13 protein-coding genes and 1 pseudogene are annotated in these 17,024 nt (G+C 68.0%); 7 read left to right on the forward strand and 7 right to left on the reverse strand.

The features are described from left to right. Both tnpB and MYSTI_RS40840 read left to right on the forward strand, forming a co-directional pair. Positions 1 to 390, forward strand: coding sequence for an IS66 family insertion sequence element accessory protein TnpB (tnpB, locus tag MYSTI_RS18070; protein ID WP_015349217.1), 390 nt, complete (start codon positions 1 to 3; stop codon positions 388 to 390). Between the two features lie 764 nt (positions 391 to 1,154). Then, complete coding sequence (locus MYSTI_RS40840) at positions 1,155 to 1,949, forward strand: DUF1266 domain-containing protein (protein WP_015349219.1); 795 nt, start codon at positions 1,155 to 1,157, stop codon at positions 1,947 to 1,949. A gap of 340 nt (positions 1,950 to 2,289) precedes the next feature. On the opposite strand, the gene MYSTI_RS18080 is transcribed toward MYSTI_RS40840, so the two are convergent. From MYSTI_RS18080 to MYSTI_RS18095, 3 genes and pseudogenes are all read right to left on the reverse strand, one after another. After that, the gene (locus MYSTI_RS18080) at positions 2,290 to 2,544 is read right to left on the reverse strand and encodes a hypothetical protein (protein WP_015349220.1); all 255 of its coding nucleotides are present in this window, start codon (positions 2,542 to 2,544) and stop codon (positions 2,290 to 2,292) included. Between the two features lie 29 nt (positions 2,545 to 2,573). Continuing rightward, positions 2,574 to 3,394, reverse strand: a pseudogene (locus MYSTI_RS41845) (IS5 family transposase). 380 nt (positions 3,395 to 3,774) lie between these two features. Continuing rightward, positions 3,775 to 4,185, reverse strand: a complete 411-nt coding sequence (locus tag MYSTI_RS18095; RefSeq protein WP_015349223.1) for a VOC family protein — start codon at positions 4,183 to 4,185, stop codon at positions 3,775 to 3,777. Positions 4,186 to 4,243: 58 nt separating this feature from the next. Here MYSTI_RS18095 and MYSTI_RS18100 point away from each other — a divergent pair, with 58 nt between their 5' ends. The 4 genes from MYSTI_RS18100 (at position 4,244) to MYSTI_RS18115 (ending at position 11,343) form a co-directional block, all read left to right on the forward strand. Then, positions 4,244 to 5,194 carry a hypothetical protein gene (locus MYSTI_RS18100; protein ID WP_015349224.1) on the forward strand — a complete coding sequence of 317 codons (951 nt, stop codon included), beginning with the start codon at positions 4,244 to 4,246 and terminating at the stop codon, positions 5,192 to 5,194. Between the two features lie 155 nt (positions 5,195 to 5,349). Further along, positions 5,350 to 8,664 carry a C45 family peptidase gene (locus MYSTI_RS18105; RefSeq protein ID WP_015349225.1) on the forward strand — a complete coding sequence of 1,105 codons (3,315 nt, stop codon included), beginning with the start codon at positions 5,350 to 5,352 and terminating at the stop codon, positions 8,662 to 8,664. Between the two features lie 167 nt (positions 8,665 to 8,831). Next, the gene (locus MYSTI_RS18110; protein WP_015349226.1) at positions 8,832 to 10,985 is read left to right on the forward strand and encodes a M13 family metallopeptidase; all 2,154 of its coding nucleotides are present in this window, start codon (positions 8,832 to 8,834) and stop codon (positions 10,983 to 10,985) included. Positions 10,986 to 11,118: 133 nt separating this feature from the next. Then, positions 11,119 to 11,343 (forward strand): hypothetical protein, encoded by a 225-nt coding sequence (locus MYSTI_RS18115; protein ID WP_015349227.1) that lies wholly within the window; start codon positions 11,119 to 11,121, stop codon positions 11,341 to 11,343. Between the two features lie 40 nt (positions 11,344 to 11,383). Here MYSTI_RS18115 and MYSTI_RS18120 read toward each other — a convergent pair whose 3' ends face one another. Continuing rightward, positions 11,384 to 13,015 (reverse strand): fumarate hydratase, encoded by a 1,632-nt coding sequence (locus tag MYSTI_RS18120; protein ID WP_015349228.1) that lies wholly within the window; start codon positions 13,013 to 13,015, stop codon positions 11,384 to 11,386. Positions 13,016 to 13,223: 208 nt separating this feature from the next. On the opposite strand from MYSTI_RS18120, the gene MYSTI_RS18125 reads away from it, so the two are divergent. After that, positions 13,224 to 14,579 (forward strand): OmpA family protein, encoded by a 1,356-nt coding sequence (locus tag MYSTI_RS18125; RefSeq protein WP_144370100.1) that lies wholly within the window; start codon positions 13,224 to 13,226, stop codon positions 14,577 to 14,579. Positions 14,580 to 14,587: 8 nt separating this feature from the next. Here the strand turns inward: MYSTI_RS18125 and MYSTI_RS18130 are convergent, their stop codons facing one another. Genes MYSTI_RS18130 through MYSTI_RS18140 form a run of 3 tightly spaced genes read right to left on the reverse strand, consistent with a single transcriptional unit; the run spans position 14,588 to position 17,024 of the window. Continuing rightward, on the reverse strand, positions 14,588 to 15,349 hold the full coding sequence (locus MYSTI_RS18130; RefSeq protein WP_044283775.1) for a L,D-transpeptidase family protein: 762 nt from the start codon (positions 15,347 to 15,349) through the stop codon (positions 14,588 to 14,590). Between the two features lie 26 nt (positions 15,350 to 15,375). Next, entirely contained in the window at positions 15,376 to 16,413 is a 1,038-nt protein-coding gene (locus MYSTI_RS18135; RefSeq protein WP_015349231.1) for a DUF2071 domain-containing protein, read from the reverse strand. Beyond that, entirely contained in the window at positions 16,410 to 17,024 is a 615-nt protein-coding gene (locus tag MYSTI_RS18140) for a hypothetical protein (RefSeq protein ID WP_015349232.1), read from the reverse strand. The genes MYSTI_RS18135 and MYSTI_RS18140 overlap by 4 nt, the downstream gene beginning before the upstream one ends.

Raw genomic sequence — 17,024 nt, forward strand, 5'->3', positions numbered from 1 at the left:
GTGCTCCTGCTGCCGCGTGCCGTCCGCATCCATCTGGCCGCTGAGCCGGTGGACATGCGCAAGTCCATCGATGGCCTCTTCGTCCACGTGCAACGAGTCCTGGTGGCCGACACGTACTCCGGCCACCTCTTCGTCTTCGTCAGCAAGCGGCGAGACAAGGTGAAGGTGCTGGCGTGGGACGGCGGGGGCTTCCTGCTTCTGTACAAGCGACTGGAGGCGGGCCGCTTCCGGATGCCTGACGTCGCGGACGACGCCACGTCGGTGCAGTTGGACTCCACCCAACTGGCCATGTTGCTCGACGGCATCGACGTCTCGCGGGTGCGTCGGCCAGTCCGGTGGCAGCCACCCGGGCAGGCAGCCGAGGCCCAGGACACTACGGCTCGGCGGTGAGTACCTGGGTGGCATGGCTCGTGAGCTGCCAATGGACCACCACTGCCCGTGGCGGGAGGAAGCCGAAGAGCTTCGCGAGCGACTGACGACTCTCGAGCAGCAGGTCGCGACGCTCACCCGCACCGTCATCGGCACGAAGTCGGAGAAGCTACAACAAAGACAGAATAGAGGCGGCGAAGGAGTCTGAGGCAACAGCCGGGGACAAGGAATCCGAAAGGGACGTCGTCCGCGCGCGTATCTCTGACACGGAGACGGAGGAGCTGATTCTCCCCACCCCCGGCCTCGTGATGCGAGGAGCGATGCCGCGCAACTGGAGTCCCCGCTGGTTCTTCTCGGATGCGCACGCCTTGTCGCCGCGAAGCGTTCAGGGGCGCATCTGTTGCTGACCTGAGCACCGGCTCACCGATGGTGGGCCCGCGATGTCGTCTCAAACACAGCCGACCGAGCGATGGCGTGTGGAAGGGCCGATGCTCAATCGTGGAGTTGCCAGAACTCTCGCGCTCTTAGAAACAGCGGCCTCGCCGGAGCCGACGCGCGGATGGACAGGCATCTCGCCTTGCGATGCCGGGAGTTCGTGCTGTCCGGTGATTACGGTCAATTGTTTCAGTGTTGGCGGAACGGTGACGACGGATTCTTCGAGATTTTTCGGTGGTCCTCACCGAACTGATCTAGAGAGGCGCGCCTGTTCGAGCCGCATCCGCGTCGCTGGAATCCACTGAAGGAGCCTGGACGGCGGATGGCTACCTTTCTCCGGGAGAGACACCATGAACGGGAATCACATCATTCTGTTGGTCGTCGTGTTGGGCGTCGCGCTTTACTGGCTGCCGAAGATCCTGTTCTTTGTGCGGACGCTCAAGTCGTTCCTGACGAACCCCAAGGTGAACCTGCCGCCGCAGCAGCTCTTCGGCCTCTTGTTGGGCGCGGTGAACGCAGAGCAGATCACCGCCTACTGGAACTCGCTGGAGACCGGCGTGCCGAGCCTGCGGCTGCGGACGGGGCTCAGTGAGTGGTGGGGCGTCTACAACCGGCAAACCGCGGCGGACCAGGTGGAGAAGCTCTTGAGCTCGGGCCACCGTGTGACGTTTGACGCGGCCCTGCGCCAACTGGCGAATGTGTCTCCCGACCAGTGGGAGCAGGTCGCGAAGTCCGGCGGCGAAGCGCTGAGCAACCTGGGCGCGAGCCTGGCTTCGTTGAAGGAAGACAAGACCACCTTCACGGCTGAAGATCTGGCGCGAGGCACGCTGGCGTGGGACCTGGGCCGGGCGGTGGTGGTCACGCGCATGAGCTACGACCTCAAGTTCCTGGACGAGAGCCAGGCGTGGGCCTTCATCGCGCGCGCTTCGGAACTGGCCCGGGCCCAGTTCTCCTCGTGGGAGCAGTGGGGCAAGAGCTACCTGTTGGGCCGCGCCATGTGGAACGGCTCCGAGGACGGAATGCTCAGCGGCCTCGCGTCCATCACCGCGGAGTGCCAGGTGGCTCCGGACGGTCCGTGGACGAAGCTCGCCTGGCAGGCGGAGAGCGGGCAGGGCTCAGAGCACGCCTCCAAGCTCGGAACGTAATCGGGAACCGAAGTCCCTTCGGGGGAGGACTGAGCTGGCCGCCCAATGCAGTGATGGGCGTCCAGGCCCCGCTTCAAGGAGGGACTGAGTTGCTTCTCGGCGCTCGGGTGTTGGCAGCCTTGACCGCGAGCGTCGAGGGCGCTGCAGCATCGTGCTACTCGTTCAGTGTCATTCTGATGTGTCGGCCATTTCGCGGAATGAGTCATACGGGCCAACCGTGGGGCCTTCATATCGGACGCCCATGTTTGAGCTCTGACGCGGTACGATCACCAGACTCGTCGAGCCGGAGCATCCCATCATCGCCAATGACAGAACGGCGAGGCTGCGAGAAAGCCCGGTGCTAGAGAACACTGAGCACTCGGCCTTTTTCATCAATGGCATAGACGGCCCCCGCGTCCATCAACACCACATCCCGAAGCCCACAGCGCTCCAGCTTCGGGATGAAGGATACGAAATAGAGACTCTCGCTGGAGCGGATGACAGTGACGTCGTAGACGTCACGGCGAGCAAGGCACTCGGCGAGCTTGGGATTGTCTGAGCTTGCCTTTGCCCCCGGTGGCATGAACTCGTTTCGAGCGACCTCCAGCGCTGCCATGGTCGGTCCGTCTAGGGCGTGTCCGCAAATTAGATCCAGAGGCGGATAGCGGCGATGAGGACCATCGCCAGGTAGTTGGCGGCGCGCTTCTCGTAGCGCGTCGCCACCCTCCGGTTCTGCTTCAGTCGATTGAAGAGACACTCGACCCGGCAGCGCTTGCGGTAGGCCGCATGGCGAAAGGTGCGCAGGCGCGGCTGGTCCGAGCGAGTGGGAATGACGGCCTGCACCCGATGCTCGCGGCACCAGGCCCTCAGGCTGTTGAAGCTGTAGCCCCTATCTCCAACAAGAGCATCTGGGAGTCGACGCGGTGCTCCAGGCGTATTGGCACGAGGGACGCCTCCTGCTGCCATCAGCGCCGGGAAAGCTTGTGTCTCGTGTCGATGGCCCGCCGTCAGTACAAAGACGAGGGGGCGGCCCCGTCCCTCGGCTCGGACATGGAGCTTGGTCGAGAAGCCCCCTTGGCTGCGCCCGAGCGCTTCTGCCTCCCCCCTTTTCTCGGCGTCCCCCGAGCACCTGCCGCGTGCTGGTGTGCTCGCACCACGCTGGCGTCCACGTAATGCAGCGTCCAGTCCAGCCGCCCGTCCTCATTCGCCTCCGCCTGCAGCTGGCGCAGGATTCGCGCCCAAACCCCTGCCTCCTGCCAGCGATAGAAGCGGCTGCTGAGCGTCTTCCAGCTCCCGAATCGCTCTCGAGGCACCTCCCGCCACGGCACTCCGGTGCGCAGCACCCAGCAGATACCGTTCAGCACCACCCGATGGTCCTTGTTCGGGCGCCCCCTGGCCGGCCGCTGCGGTGGCAGCAGGCCGACCAGTCGCTCCCATTGCGCGTCGGTGAATTCTCCCCGGCTCATGCCTTCTCAACGCCGGGCAGCCTCGACCTATTTGCGGACACGTCCTAGATGGACGTGGACGCCCTCTTCGTAGGAATTCGGAAAGACCACCTTCTGAGCCTCCTCAGCAGGGGCGTAGGGTGCCTTGGGAATCTTGTGGTACCCGAGGAGTGAGCATCCCGGCAGGAGTGAAGCCAGCGCCAATCCAAGGGCAGCTCCTATCGCGTAGCTCTCCGAGTTCAAGGCCTCCACCCCATCCCTTCCAACATCTCGATGGTTCCGTGGTCACCATGGGCTTGGCCGGCGAATGGGGATCCACTTCATCTACTACGGGGGGATGACTCGCGGGGCAGTGGGACGCCTTGCACCCCACCGCCCGGTCCTGCTCGTCAGCGCCGCGACTACGCGACGATGACCACGGAGTCCGCGGAGCGCTTTCCAGGTCCGTGGTACACGGCCTCGATGTTGTTGCCGTCCGGGTCGAAGAAGAACGCGGCGTAGTACCCCGGGTGGTACTTCCGCTCCCCGGGCGCGCCGTTGTCCTTGCCTCCGGCCTTGAGCGCCGCCTCGTAGACGCGGTGGACCGTCTCACGGTCCTTCGCCTGGAACGCCAGGTGGACACCGCGTCCGCTCGGTGCTCCCGGGTCCGCGGGCGTCACGAAGAGCTCGTCCGCGTAGAACGTGCCGGGTCCCACCGAGCCCATGGGCACTCCCAGCACGTCCATGATCGCCTGGTAGAACTTCTTGCTCACCTCCAGGTCCTTGACCCGCAGGTGGACGTGGTCAAACAGCCGGCCTCGGTGGAATTCCATGGTGCGCCTCGCAAGAGAATGTGCCCCTATGGGGTATGCACGGAGGCGCGAAGCTGCCATGAAACCCAACTTCCTGACCTTCTTTTGCGAGCTGCCCCCGCGGCCCCTCGTCGAACTGTTCGACACTCGCGGCGTCGTCGAGGATCTCCAAGCACTCCGCGCCGGAGTGAGCCTCGGTCTCCTCGACTTCAGCCCCGAGCGCGCCGAAGTCGTGCGCCGCCTGAACCGCGAGAACATCCCCGTCACCGCGTGGCTCCTCCTCCCCGTGGACCAGGGCTACTGGTTCCACGCCGGCAACGTCCTCCAGGCCCGCGCTCGCTACGAGGCCTTCAGGACCTGGTCCGCCGAACAAGAGCTCCAGTGGGCCGGAGTGGGCCTCGACATCGAGCCCGATATCCAGGAGCTCCGCGCCTGGGCCGAATCCCCCCTGCGCAGCCTCCCCGGAATGCTCGCCCGCTTCGTCCTCCGAGGCGGCCGCACCCGCGAAGCCCGCGCCGGCTATCACGCCCTCGTCGAGCGCATCCGCGCCGATGGCCACCGCGTCGACGCCTACCAGTTCCCCCTCATCGTGGACGAACGCCAGGCCCGCTCCTCGCTCCTGCGCCGCGTCGCGGGCGTCCTCGACGTGCCCGCGGACCGCGAAGTCCTGATGCTCTACACCAGCTTCGTCCGCCCCCGAGGCCCCGCGCTCCTGTGGAGCTACGCCCCCGGAACCGGAGCCCTCGCCGTGGGCAGCACGGGCGGCGGTGTGGACCTCCCCGGTGTCCTCGCGTCACCCCCGCTGGACTGGACGGAGCTCTCCCGCGACCTGCGCCTGGCCGTGCGCTGGACGCACGACCTGCACGTCTTCAGCCTCGAAGGCTGTGTGAAGCAGGGATTCCTCTCGCGCCTGCGCGGCTTCGACTGGGATGCCCCGGTGGAGCCACCCTGGGTGGAGTCCAGGCGAGTGGACGCGGTGCGACGCGCCTTGCGTGGTCTCCTCCGCGTGTCGGGCCAGGTGTTCCGTTGATGGGACGAAGCCCACCTCCCGCTGTCCGCGGACCGTAGCCGCCTCGCGTCATGTCCCCTCCAGGTGACCTGGAGGGTTGACGCTCGCAACCGGCGGAAGTGTCATGCACCCCGATTGCCCGAGCCACTCCCCCGCGTGCTCGGGACGGGAACGACATGACTGACTTCCTCCTGACGTCGAAGCGACTCGGTGCGCTCGTGCTCTGCGCGAGCGTGCTCACGGGTGCCTCCGCATGGGCCGCCCCCGCCAACTCCTCGGTGGTCCCCAACGGAGGCTTCGAGGTCGCGGGAGGCTCCTCCACCGTGCCCGCGTTCTGGACCTCGACCGGCCCCGGCAAGGTGAGCTCCAGCACCAGCGCCGACGGCAAGATTGAAGGCTCGCGCGGCCTGCTCATCGCCAGCCCCCAGGGCGGAGGCGAGACGACCGCCGAGTCCTCCGTCCTCAAGCTCCAGGTCGGCCAGCTCTACCGCCTGAGCGCCTGGGTGCGAACCCAGGGCGTGCAGGTGGACCCGCAGGCCCGGTACCCGACGGCCCACGGCGCCTGTCTGTCGATGAAGAGCTTCCCCTTCACCAACTGCACCCCCGTCTCCAGCGGCGACGCCGGAGCCCGCGCCTCCGTCCTCTTCTTCGCCACCCAGTCCTCCGACAACGTCCAGCTCCACCTGGGCCGCAACGGCAAGGCCACGGGCTCCGCCTGGTTCGACGACGTGCGCCTCGAGCCCGTCGAGGACATCACCTCCTACGTCCCGCTCGAGTCCGTGCGCTGGGCGGGCAAGGGCTTCCGCTACGACGATGGCGGGTGGATCTACGTCCACATCGAGGGCGAGCCCTACGAGCGAGGCCTCCAGTTCGGCGAGCTCGTGTCGCAGGAGATCGTCCGCTACATGGAGAAGCTCGGCGTCCGGGCCGACAACGCCGATGCCTCCAAGGGCTGGAACCACAAGCGGCTCCTGGCCGACTCGCTCTTCCTGCGCAAGTTCGACGCCGAGTACCTCGAGGAGATGAAGGGCATCGCGGACGGCGCCAACAAGGGCGGGGCGAAGTTCAAGGGCCGCGACCTGGATGTGCTCGACATCGTCACGCTCAACACGGCGGTGGACTCGGGCCAGTTGGAGGAGGCCAACCGCGCCACCGCGACGTCGCTCTCCGGCCGGACCTTCCTCAAGGCGGATGAAGAGGCCGAGCGGGGAGGGAAGGGCGACCACTGCTCCTCCTTCGTCGCCACCAGGTCCGCGACGAAGGACGGCCGCGCCATCATCGGGCAGATCTTCATGTGGGACGGCTACACGGGCGTCCACTGGGACGTGATGCTCGACGTGCAGCCGACGCGCGGCAACCGCTTCATCATGCAGACCTTCCCGGGTGGCATCCACAGCGGCGCGGACTGGTTCATCAACTCCGCGGGCATCGTCATCGGCGAGACGACGGTGGGGCAGACGCCGTTCGACATCAACGGTACGCCGCAGTCCAACCGCATCCGCAAGGCCGCCCAGTACGCGAACTCCATCGACGACGTCGCGCGCATCATGAAGGAGAACAACAACGGCCTGTACACGAACGACTGGACGCTCGCGGACGCGAAGACGGATGAGGGGGCGTGCCTCCTGCTCGGCACGAAGAAGACGCGCCTGTGGCGCACCGGCAGCAAGGGCAACGCCGCCGACACCCCGGGCAACCTCAAGGACTTCATCTGGGCCAACAACAACAACCGGGACCTCGAGGTCCGCAAGGAGTCCGTCTCCAGCCCGGACAACGCGCCGGCGGACCTGGCCTTCAACACCTGGAACCGGGACATCGCCTTCTGGGAGTACTACGCGCGCCACGGCAAGAAGGGCTTCGACCTGGACTCCGCCATCCGGATGATGGCCTCCAGCCCCATCAACCGTCCGCACGCCTGTGACGGCAAGGTCACCACCTCCGAGATGGCCGAGAAGCTGATGTTCCTCGCCCACTACGGCAAGACGACGCTGCGCGAGAAGATGATCGGCAGCCGCTTCATGCCGGACCTTCCCGGTGCCACTCCGCACCTGTCACTGGGTTACACGACGTTCAACCCCATCTCCGTCTCCCACCGGCTGAAGGAGGCGCGCAAGGCCTGGAAGGAGCCCGAGGAGCCCAAGCCGCTGCCGCAGGACTTCGCCCAGGTGAAGGACGCGGTCTCCTTCGACAAGTCGCTCCTGTGGGCCAACACGCTGTTCCCCACGACGGATGGGGACAACTGGCTTGTCAGCGGGACGGCCGCGTACTGGCGGCTCGTGCGCGACGTGTCCGGCAACGAGGGCAAGCTGGACAAGTCGTTCGAGCAGCAGCGCGACGCGCTCGCGGACCTCAATGACCGCTACCTCTTCATCACCTCGCGCGAGGCGGACGTCGCGCCCGCGACGGCGAAGACGGACTACGGCCGCTACGGCACGTACCTGGTGCCGCGCATCAAGGGCACCTTCGCGCTGCACCAGCTCCGCCTGCTCCTGGGCAACGCGGACTTCTCCAAGGTGATGAACGCCGTCCACGCGCGCTACGCGAACAAGAACGTCACCACGGCGGACTTCAAGCGCACCGCGCAGGAGGCCTCGGGCAAGGACGTGGGCCCGTTCCTGGCGCAGTGGCTGGAGCGCACGGGCCTGCCCCAGCCGCGCTTCCGCGCCACCGCCGCGCAGGTGAAGGACGGCTACGAGGTGACGCTCAAGGTGGAGCAGCCGGGCCCGAAGCCCTGGCACTTCGTGACGCTGGTCGAGGTGCGCACCGCGAAGGGCTCCACGCTGGAGCGCGTGGAGGTGAAGGGCGCCGCGAGCGAGACCTTCGTCCTGCGCACGAAAGAGGCTCCGGTGCGCGTGGTGTTCAACCCGGGCAACGACGTGCCCGTGCCGCGTGAGCGCTTCCAGGTGCTGTCCAACCAGACGGATGCCTGGGAGCGGCTGCTCCTGGTGCACGGCACCGCCCGGCAGACGGAGTCCATGCGCACGTTGGTGCTGGGCTACCGCGAGACGCTCGCCGACATCTTCACCGAGCGCCTGGTCCCCGTGGCGCCGGACTTCGAGGTGACGGACGCGCAGCTCGCGGACCGGGACTTGATGGTCTTCGGCGGCGCCGAGGACAACGCGCTGCTGGCCCGCCTGGCCCAGGAGAAGAAGCTCCCCCTCGAACTGGGGCGCCGCTACTTCCGCTGGCAGGGGAAGACCTACGGCCGCTCGGACGACGGCATCGCCATGGCGCTGCCCAACCCGTGGAACGCGAAGCGGACCCTGTACCTCTTCGTCGCGAACAGCGGCCTCCAGCTCTGGAACATGACGCGGACCTACCGTCGGGACTTGCGCGGGTGGGCTCAGTTCAAGGGCGGCGAGGTGACGAGCAAGGGCTTCCATGACCTGGAGGCCCTGTCCCAGGATGTGACGGTGGCGCCGGCTCCCACGCCCGTGCCCCCCACCACGCCGCCGCCGTCCGTCCCCGCGCCGGTGATGGGACAGCGCTGACCCCAGGGGCGTGGCGCCGGGAAGGGCTCTTTCCTCGAATTGGCAAGAGTTCCCGGCGCACTTCGGCGGAATAGGACGGGGGTGCGGCTGTTTTTCGAGCCCGCCCGGATGGACGACGGCCATTCGGGTCCGGCAGCATCCCCCGTCTCTCTGTCCCCCGGAGCCTCATGAGCCCCAAGAAGTTCCTTGCCCAGCGCGCCTGGGCCACCCATGCCCTTGGCACCCTGCTGCTGACGGGCTGTGCCAGCTCGCCGCAGCCCGCGCCCACCGCCGTGACCACTCCCGCCGCGGAGGTCACTCCGGCGGCCGAAGCGGCTCCCGCGAAGTGGTCTGTTCCCGTCGCGGAGTCCCTGTCTTCGGAGGCCGTCCGTGCGCTGGGCGTCGAGCTGAAGAACCTGGATGCCTCGGTCCGGCCGCAGGACGACTTCTACCAGTTCGTCAACGGGACCTGGCTGAAGACCACGCCCATCCCCGCGGACCGCGCGCGCTATGGCACGTTCATCGAGCTCGCCGACAAGGCCGAGCTGGCGATGCGCACCATCATCGAGGAGGCCGCCGCCGCGAAGGACCGCAAGGCTGGCACCACGCCGCAGAAGGTGGGCGACCTCTACAACAGCTTCATGGACACCCAGCGCATCGAGTCGCTGGGCCTCAAGCCCATCGCCGGTGAGCTGTCGCGGGTGCGGAAGCTGAAGAGCAAGGACCAGCTCCCGGAGCTGTTCGCGGAGCTCCAGCGCGACGGCGTCCAGACGCCCTTCGGCATGTTCGTGGGCCAGGACCAGAAGCAGGCCACGCGCTACATCGCGTATGTCACCCAGGGCGGCCTGGGCCTGCCGGACAAGGACTACTACTCCAAGCAGGAGCCCAAGTTCGTCGAGATCCGCGCCGCGTACGTCGCGTACATCGAGAAGCTCCTCACGCTGGCGGGGGAGAAGGACGCGAAGAAGGCCGCGCAGGACATCCTCGCGTTCGAGACGGCGCTGGCCGACAAGAGCTGGACCCGGGTGAAGAGCCGGGACCGCGAGGCCACGTACAACCTCAAGAGCATCCAGGAGCTGGAGGCGCTGACCAAGGGCTTCGCGTGGGCGCGCTTCTTCAAGGCCGCGGGCGCCGAGTCGACGCCCGCCGTCATCGTGCGTCAGCCCGACTTCTTCGAGTCGCTGGCGGGGCTCATCGACACCACGCCGGTGCCGGTGCTCAAGCAGTACCTGGCGTTCAAGGTCGTCTCCGCCCGCGCGCCGCTCCTGTCGAGCCCGTTCGAGCAGGCCTCGTTCGAGTTCAACGGCAAGACGCTGCAGGGCCTCCAGGAGAACCGTCCGCGCTGGAAGCGCGGCGTGGCCTCCGTGGACGAGGCGCTGGGTGAGGCCGTGGGGCAGCTCTACGTGGAGCGGCACTTCAGCCCCGCGTCGAAGGAGCGCATGAAGGAGCTCGTCAGCAACCTGCGCGAGGCCTTCCGCGTGGGCATCGACGGGCTGCCCTGGATGAGCGCGACGACCAAGGCGCAGGCGCAGGACAAGCTCGCCAAGTTCAACGTGAAGATCGGCTACCCGGACAAGTGGCGGGACTACTCGAAGCTGCAGATTGTCGCCACGGACCTGGTCGGCAACATGCGCCGCAGCGACGCCTTCGAGTTCCAGCGCATGGTGGGCAAGCTGGGCAAGCCCATCGACCGTGAAGAGTGGGGCATGACGCCGCAGATGGTGAATGCCTACTACAGCTCCACGATGAACGAGATTGTCTTCCCGGCCGCCATCCTCCAGCCGCCGTTCTTCAACCCGGACGCGGACGACGCGACGAACTACGGCGCCATCGGCGGCGTCATCGGCCACGAGATCAGCCACGGCTTCGACGACCAGGGCAGCCGCTCCGACGGCGACGGCAACCTGCGCAACTGGTGGACGGACGAGGACAAGAAGGGCTTCGAGAGCCGCACTTCCGTGCTGGTGGCGCAGTACTCGGGCTTCAGCCCGCTGGAGTCGATGAAGGTCAACGGCGAGCTGACGCTGGGTGAGAACATCGGCGACCTGAGTGGCCTCACCGTGGCCTACCAGGCCTACAACCTGTCGCTGAAGGGCCAGCCGTCGCCCTCCATCGCGGGCTTCACGGGCGCGCAGCGCTTCTTCCTCGGCTGGGGGCAGATCTGGCGCGGCCTGTACCGCGACGACACGATGCGCCAGTTGCTGCTCACCGACAGCCACTCGCCGCCGATGTACCGGGTGAATGGTGTGGTGCGGAACATGCCGGAGTTCTACGAGGCGTTCGGCGTGAAGCAGGGCGACGCGGGCTGGCTGCCGCCCGAGCAGCGCGTGAAGATCTGGTAGTCGTCAGATGCTCCCCACCGTCCGAGTCGGGCGGTGGGGGCTTCCAGGGCCCCTCGGCGAGGGGCCCTCGAGGCCGGGTGGACAGCGCCCTTGGGATGTTTACGCTGGTGCGTCCCTCACCGAGGTCGCTCGCGTGAACCCCATCTTGCTTCGCGTCGTCTGTGGTCTGCTGTTCACCGCGCTGGTGTTGGGGGTCGTCGTGCATCCCCCCGACAACCTCACGCAAGGGCTGGGGATGTTGCTCCCCGCGAGCATGTTCCTGGGTGTGGCCCTGAAGGGCCCCCGGAGAAGCCTCATCCCGAAGAAGAAGAAGGGCCCCCCGCCCGTCGCCGCGCAGGACGTGTTCCCGCCGACCTGAGGGCGAAGGACCTCTCGCCCCCAGGGGACCGCGGTGGTGGCTACTTCTTCGCGGAGGGCTTGTTGATGTGGGCGAAGAAGTCGTTGCCCTTGTCATCCACGACGATGAAGGCGGGGAAGTCGACGACCTCGATCTTCCAGACGGCCTCCATGCCCAGCTCGGCGTACTCGAGCACCTCCACCTTGGTGATGCAGTCCTTGGCGAGCCGTGCCGCGGGTCCGCCGATGGAGCCCAGGTAGAAGCCCCCGTGCTTCTTGCACGCGTCGGTGACGGCCTGGGAGCGGTTGCCCTTGGCGAGCATCACGAAGCTGCCGCCCTCCGCCTGGAACTGGTCCACGTACGCGTCCATGCGGCCGGCCGTCGTCGGGCCGAACGAGCCGGAGGCATAACCTTCCGGCGTCTTCGCGGGGCCCGCGTAGTAGACCATGCGGTCCTTCAGGTACTGCGGCATGCCCTCGCCGCGGTCCAGGCGCTCCTTGAGCTTCGCGTGCGCGATGTCGCGCGCCACGACCATGGGGCCGGTGAGCGACACGCGGGTCTTGATGGGGTAGCGGGACAGCTCCGCGCGCAGCTCGCTCATGGGGCGGTTGAGGTCCAGCTTCACCACCTCGCCGGACAGGTCCGCGTCGGTGGTCTCCGGCAGGTACTTCGCCGGGTCGGCCTCCAGCTGCTCCAGGAAGACGCCGTCGCGGGTGATCTTCCCGAGCACCTGCCGGTCCGCCGAGCACGATACGGCGATGGCCACCGGGCACGAGGCGCCGTGGCGAGGCAGGCGGATGACGCGCACGTCGTGACAGAAGTACTTGCCGCCGAACTGCGCGCCGATGCCCATGCGCTGCGTGAGCTTGAGCACCTCCTGCTCCAGCTCCACGTCGCGGAAGCCTCGGCCCAGGGCGTTGCCGTCGCGGGGCAGGGTGTCCAGGTAGCGCGCGGAGGCGTACTTGGCCGTCTTCAGCGCGAACTCGGCGGAGGTGCCGCCCACGACGATGGCCAGGTGGTACGGCGGGCACGCCGCGGTGCCCAGCGAGCGGATCTTCGCGTCGAGGAAGTTGAGCAGGCTCTGCGGATTCAGCAGGGCCTTGGTCTCCTGGTACAGGTAGCTCTTGTTGGCGGAGCCGCCGCCCTTGGCCATGAAGAGGAACTTGTAGGCGTCGCCCCCCGTCGCGTAGAGCTCGATCTGCGCGGGCAGGTTGTTGCCGGTGTTCGTCTCCCGGTACATGTCGAGCGCGGCCATCTGCGAGTAGCGCAGGTTCGACGTGCGGTAGGTGTCGAACACGCCGCGGGAGATGGCCTCTTCGTCGTTGCCGTCCGTGAGGACGTGCTGGCCCTTCTTGCCCATGACGATGGCGGTGCCCGTGTCCTGGCAGGACGGCAGCACGCCACCGGCGGCGATGTTGGCGTTCTTCAGGAGCTCCAGCGCGACGAAGCGGTCATTGGCTGACGCCTCCGGGTCCTTGAGGATGTTGGAGAGCTGACCCAGGTGCCCGGGGCGCAAGAGGTGCGCGATGTCCCGCATGGCCTCCCGGGTGAGGAGGGAGATGGCCTCGGGGGCCACCTGGACGAAGCTGCGTCCGCCGGCCTCGAAGGTGGAGACATGGTCCTTCGTGAGCAACCGGTAAGGCGTCTCGTCCTTGCCCAGCGGCAGCATGTCCTGGAACTGGAAGTCGGTCATCGCGTGGCCTCTACGGGGGAGTCTTCGGGGGCAGGAGTAGCGCCCCTGGGGCCGGGATGGGAGCCAAAAACGTGGCGGGGGGCCTGGACCCGGGGTGAGGAGGGGCTCGGCCTCGGGGAGGGGGAGGGGGGCTGACGGTCGGCTGGTGGTCAGCCCGCCCGGTCGACAACTCGCGATGTGGCCCGGTTGTGCGATGCTGTGGCCCCCCGTGGCTTCCTCCTCCGTACAGGCTCTGTGGCTGGCTCTCCTGGCGCTCTCGAGCGGCGCCACGGCACTCGCGGCTGAACCCTCCACCGTCGAACAGCGGGCCCGCGAGGACCTGGACCGGCAGCTCCAGGCCCTGGTCAAGACGCCTCCCCCGGAGGTCGTCATCACGTACGAGGGCCTTCCGGGCGCGGGCACGTCGCGCGCCTACAAGCTGCTGGAAGTGGACTTCCTCCTCAACGGCCAGCCGCTCGCGGTGCCAGGGTTGGATGTCCTGAGCGGGCCGGGCGTCCACCGTCTGGCGGCGCTCAAGGTGGACGAGGGCTCCTACACGCTCGTCTCCCGCGTCACCTACACCAACGACGCCTGGAACCTGTTCAGCGAGGAGAGTGGCTTCCTCTGGAAGATGACGGCCTCCGTCACGTTCCAGGCGCAGAAGGGCCTGCGGATGCGGGTGCGCGTGCTGCCCGCCATCAACCCGACGGCGCCCGACCCTCGGCTCAAGCTGAAGCTGTCGCACGATGTATCGGCGGAGATGACCGCGCCGCTCGCGGACGCGACGCTGCTGGCGGAGACGACGGACGCGGGCTCGGCGCCCGTGGCGAAGGTGACGCCTCCGCCCGTGACGCCGCCGCCTGTCACGCCGCCCCCCGTGACGCCTCCACCCGTCGCCGTGACACCGCCGGTGGCGGCGGGGCGCGATGCGCCGGAGCAGGGGCCGGTGGCTCCGGGCCGACTGTCGCTGCGAGTGCTCGTGGGGAAGAAGCCCGTGGCCGCCACGGCGTTCGTCCGAGGCAAGGGCGCGCCTCAGCGCGTGCTGCTGGAGAAGGGCGCGCGCGGCCCGTCGCAGGTGATGGTGCCACCGGGTGAGTACACGGTGGATGTGATGGCGAAGGGATTCCTCGCGCAGACGCGGCAGGTGAAGGTCACGCGCGAGAAGGAGTCCTCGGTGTCCTTCGTGCTGGCGAAGGCGCCGGCGAAGAAGGCGCAGCAGGCGCAGGTGAAGAACGAGCGCGTGGAGTTGCCCAAGCTGCCGCGCTTCGCGGAGAAGCAGGCCGCGCCTCGCAAGGGCTCCACCACGGCGATGGCTCTGCTGGTGGACATGCTGGTCCGCGACGAGTCCCTGCGGCTGAAGCTGGAGGGCCACACGGACAATCGCGAGGTGCCTGCGTCCGCGCGTCAGTCCCTCTCCGAGGCGCGAGCCCGGGCGGTGGCGGACGTGCTGGTCCGCGCCGGACTGAGCCCCTCGCGCATCGAGTCCGCGGGGCTGGGCGACACGCGGCCCAAGGCGCCGAACCTGATTCCTCGCGGGCGGGAGCTGAACCGCCGCGTGGACATCGTGCTCGTGCGCGGCAAGTAGCGCGGGCGTCAGCGGCCCGCGCGCCCGGCCTTCGCCGCGGGCTTCACTTCATAGGCCCCCGTCCTGGCGTTGATGGACGTGCGCGGCAACCGGGGGCTCTCCTCGAAGAGGGTGTACGCGGGCTGGAGGCTCTTCCACAGGGCCAGCCGCTGCGCGTCCGTGCCTGCCTCCTTCTCCAGGGCCGCCATGCCGGCCGCGTCGAGTCGGCGCGGGAAGATGTGGATGGGGGCATCCCGCTTCGTCCGGGCGCGCGTGTCCAGGGCCATCAGGTACAGCTCCTCGATGGGGCCATCCTGGATGGCGATGCAGCCGATGCTCACACAGTCGCCGTGGACGAAGATGTCGCCGCCCAGCGGGACACCGGGCTTCTGGTGGCGCCTGTCCGCCGCGTTGGGATAGCTGACGCGAATGGAGAGGTGGTAGTTGCTCCACGGGTTGAAGAGGTCGAGGGTGTAGAAGCCCTCGGGCACCTGGAGGTCGCCCTGGCGGCGCTTGGGGCCCAGCTCCCCCGACGCGGCGCAGAACGGGTAGGTGCGCACCTTCACCAGCGGCCCGTCCTTGGGGCCGGCCCAGACCTCCAGCTCCCGCTCGTGCTTGAAGGCCCGGACGTAGAGCTGCTCCGTGGGCCATGGTGTCCCGGCGGCGGCGAAGAGCGCGGTGACGTCCTTCATCCGCTGCTTGCGCGCGGTCGCGACGCGGTCCTCCGCGTGGGCGCTCAGGGCGAGCAGGGCTCCAAGGACAGCGGCGACTCGGGTCAGGGAGAATGTCATGGCGGGCTTGGACACGTGGGGGTCGCTCACCGTTCCACGGGCCCGGTGGAAGGGGCGTGACGCTCCCGGCGCAGGGGGCGCCAGCGGTAGGCGCACTCCGTCAGGTGCAGCACCGAGTCCAGCCGCGCACCGGGGGCGAGCGGGCCCTCCTCGAAGTATTCGCAGTACAGCTCCACGGGCGTGCAGAAGCGGGCGTTCCACGGCTCGCGGTCGATGGTGAGCACGTAGACGAAGTCACCCGAGACGCCGAGCGCGTCGTAGCACTCCACCAGCGGCTCGTGCAGGTCGTGGAGCCCCGTCCACACGCTGCCGAGGGGCGGCTGCGTCCGCGGCTTCGTGTCGAACATCGCGACCAGCTTGCCTCCGGGAAACGCCGCCTCCGGGTCCACGGCGACGGTGAGCAGGTCTCCCTCGCGCGCCATCACCATGTTCGCCTCGCCGAAGGCGTGGAAGCGGAACTCGTCCAGCGCGTTGCCCACGTGGCGCATCACCGGGTCATTCGTCTCGCTGCGCACGAAGTAGCCGCCGCGCCGCCAGTCCCCTTGGGCGTTGCGGTAGCGCACCGCCGCGCGATAGCTGGCCTGGTAGAAGCACACCCCCAACAAGGGCGAGACACCCTGGGGCCGCATGTCGCGCAGCGACGACATCAGCACCTGGACCCAGGCGGTGCCTCGGTGGATTTCGGGCACCAGCGGAGCGGGGAGCAGCCGCGCGAGCCGGTCCGCATCCACCGCGTAGTTGATGGACACCGCCTCCACCCAATGTGTCTGCACTTGCGTCAGCCAGGGAATGGAGGGGCACTCATCCATGCCAGGCGAGCTGGGGCTCGGGTCCTGGCTTTGTTCGAGCAAGCGTGCGGCCTCGCGCAGGGCCTCATGGCCTGGCGGCGTGGGGACCCAGCGGCGCTGCTGTTCGCGCACGAGGCCCGCGCTTCGGAGTGCTTGCAACGCCAACATCGGGTCGGTGACACCCGCCCGCGCGAGCCGCGCATGGAGCTCACGCGCCTCCAGGCCGAGCGGCTCGGTCGCCAGCGCCACCAGGGCCGCGAGGGCTTCGGGTGTCATACCAGCCGAGCCACGGGCGCCTGGGCCGCGAGCCGCTTGCGCCGTGCGCGATGGAGCATCAACCCACCGCCGAACTGGACCGCGAACCAGAGCGCGCCCAGCAGGTTGAAGGCCTGGTCCGGCACGAAAGGCATCACCAGGGCCACCGCGGCGAAGAACGCGGCCACCGAGAACCAGATGCGGCCCATGAGCGCGCCCATCATCGAGAAGGCCGTGGCGAACAGCACGCAGGCCACCGACGGCATGAACAGCCGGTCCAGGCCCAGCAGCCAGTTGATGAGCGCCACGCAGACCATGCCGCCGATGAAGGTGGTCCAGATGGCCCAGATCTGCCGCTCGACGAAGGAGCGCGCGCCCGCCGTCTGGCCTCGCTTGAGCACGAAGATGGAGGCGATGTTGAACGCCAGCACGATGCCCCAGAGGAGGACGTAAGCGTGTGGCGTGCGATGTGACTGGGACCAGAGCCACTGCGTGGCGACGAAGCCCGTGGCGTTGGTGAAGGCATGGAGCATCCAGATGGTGCCCCAGTTCTGCAGCGCCGAATCGTCACGCGCCTGCGTCACGACGCGGCGGATGAGCTCGAGTGCCTGGCTTGCTTCTTCGCGATTCAT

Origin of the sequence: Myxococcus stipitatus DSM 14675 (genome assembly GCF_000331735.1) — a bacterium.
Lineage (GTDB): Bacteria > Myxococcota > Myxococcia > Myxococcales > Myxococcaceae > Myxococcus > Myxococcus stipitatus.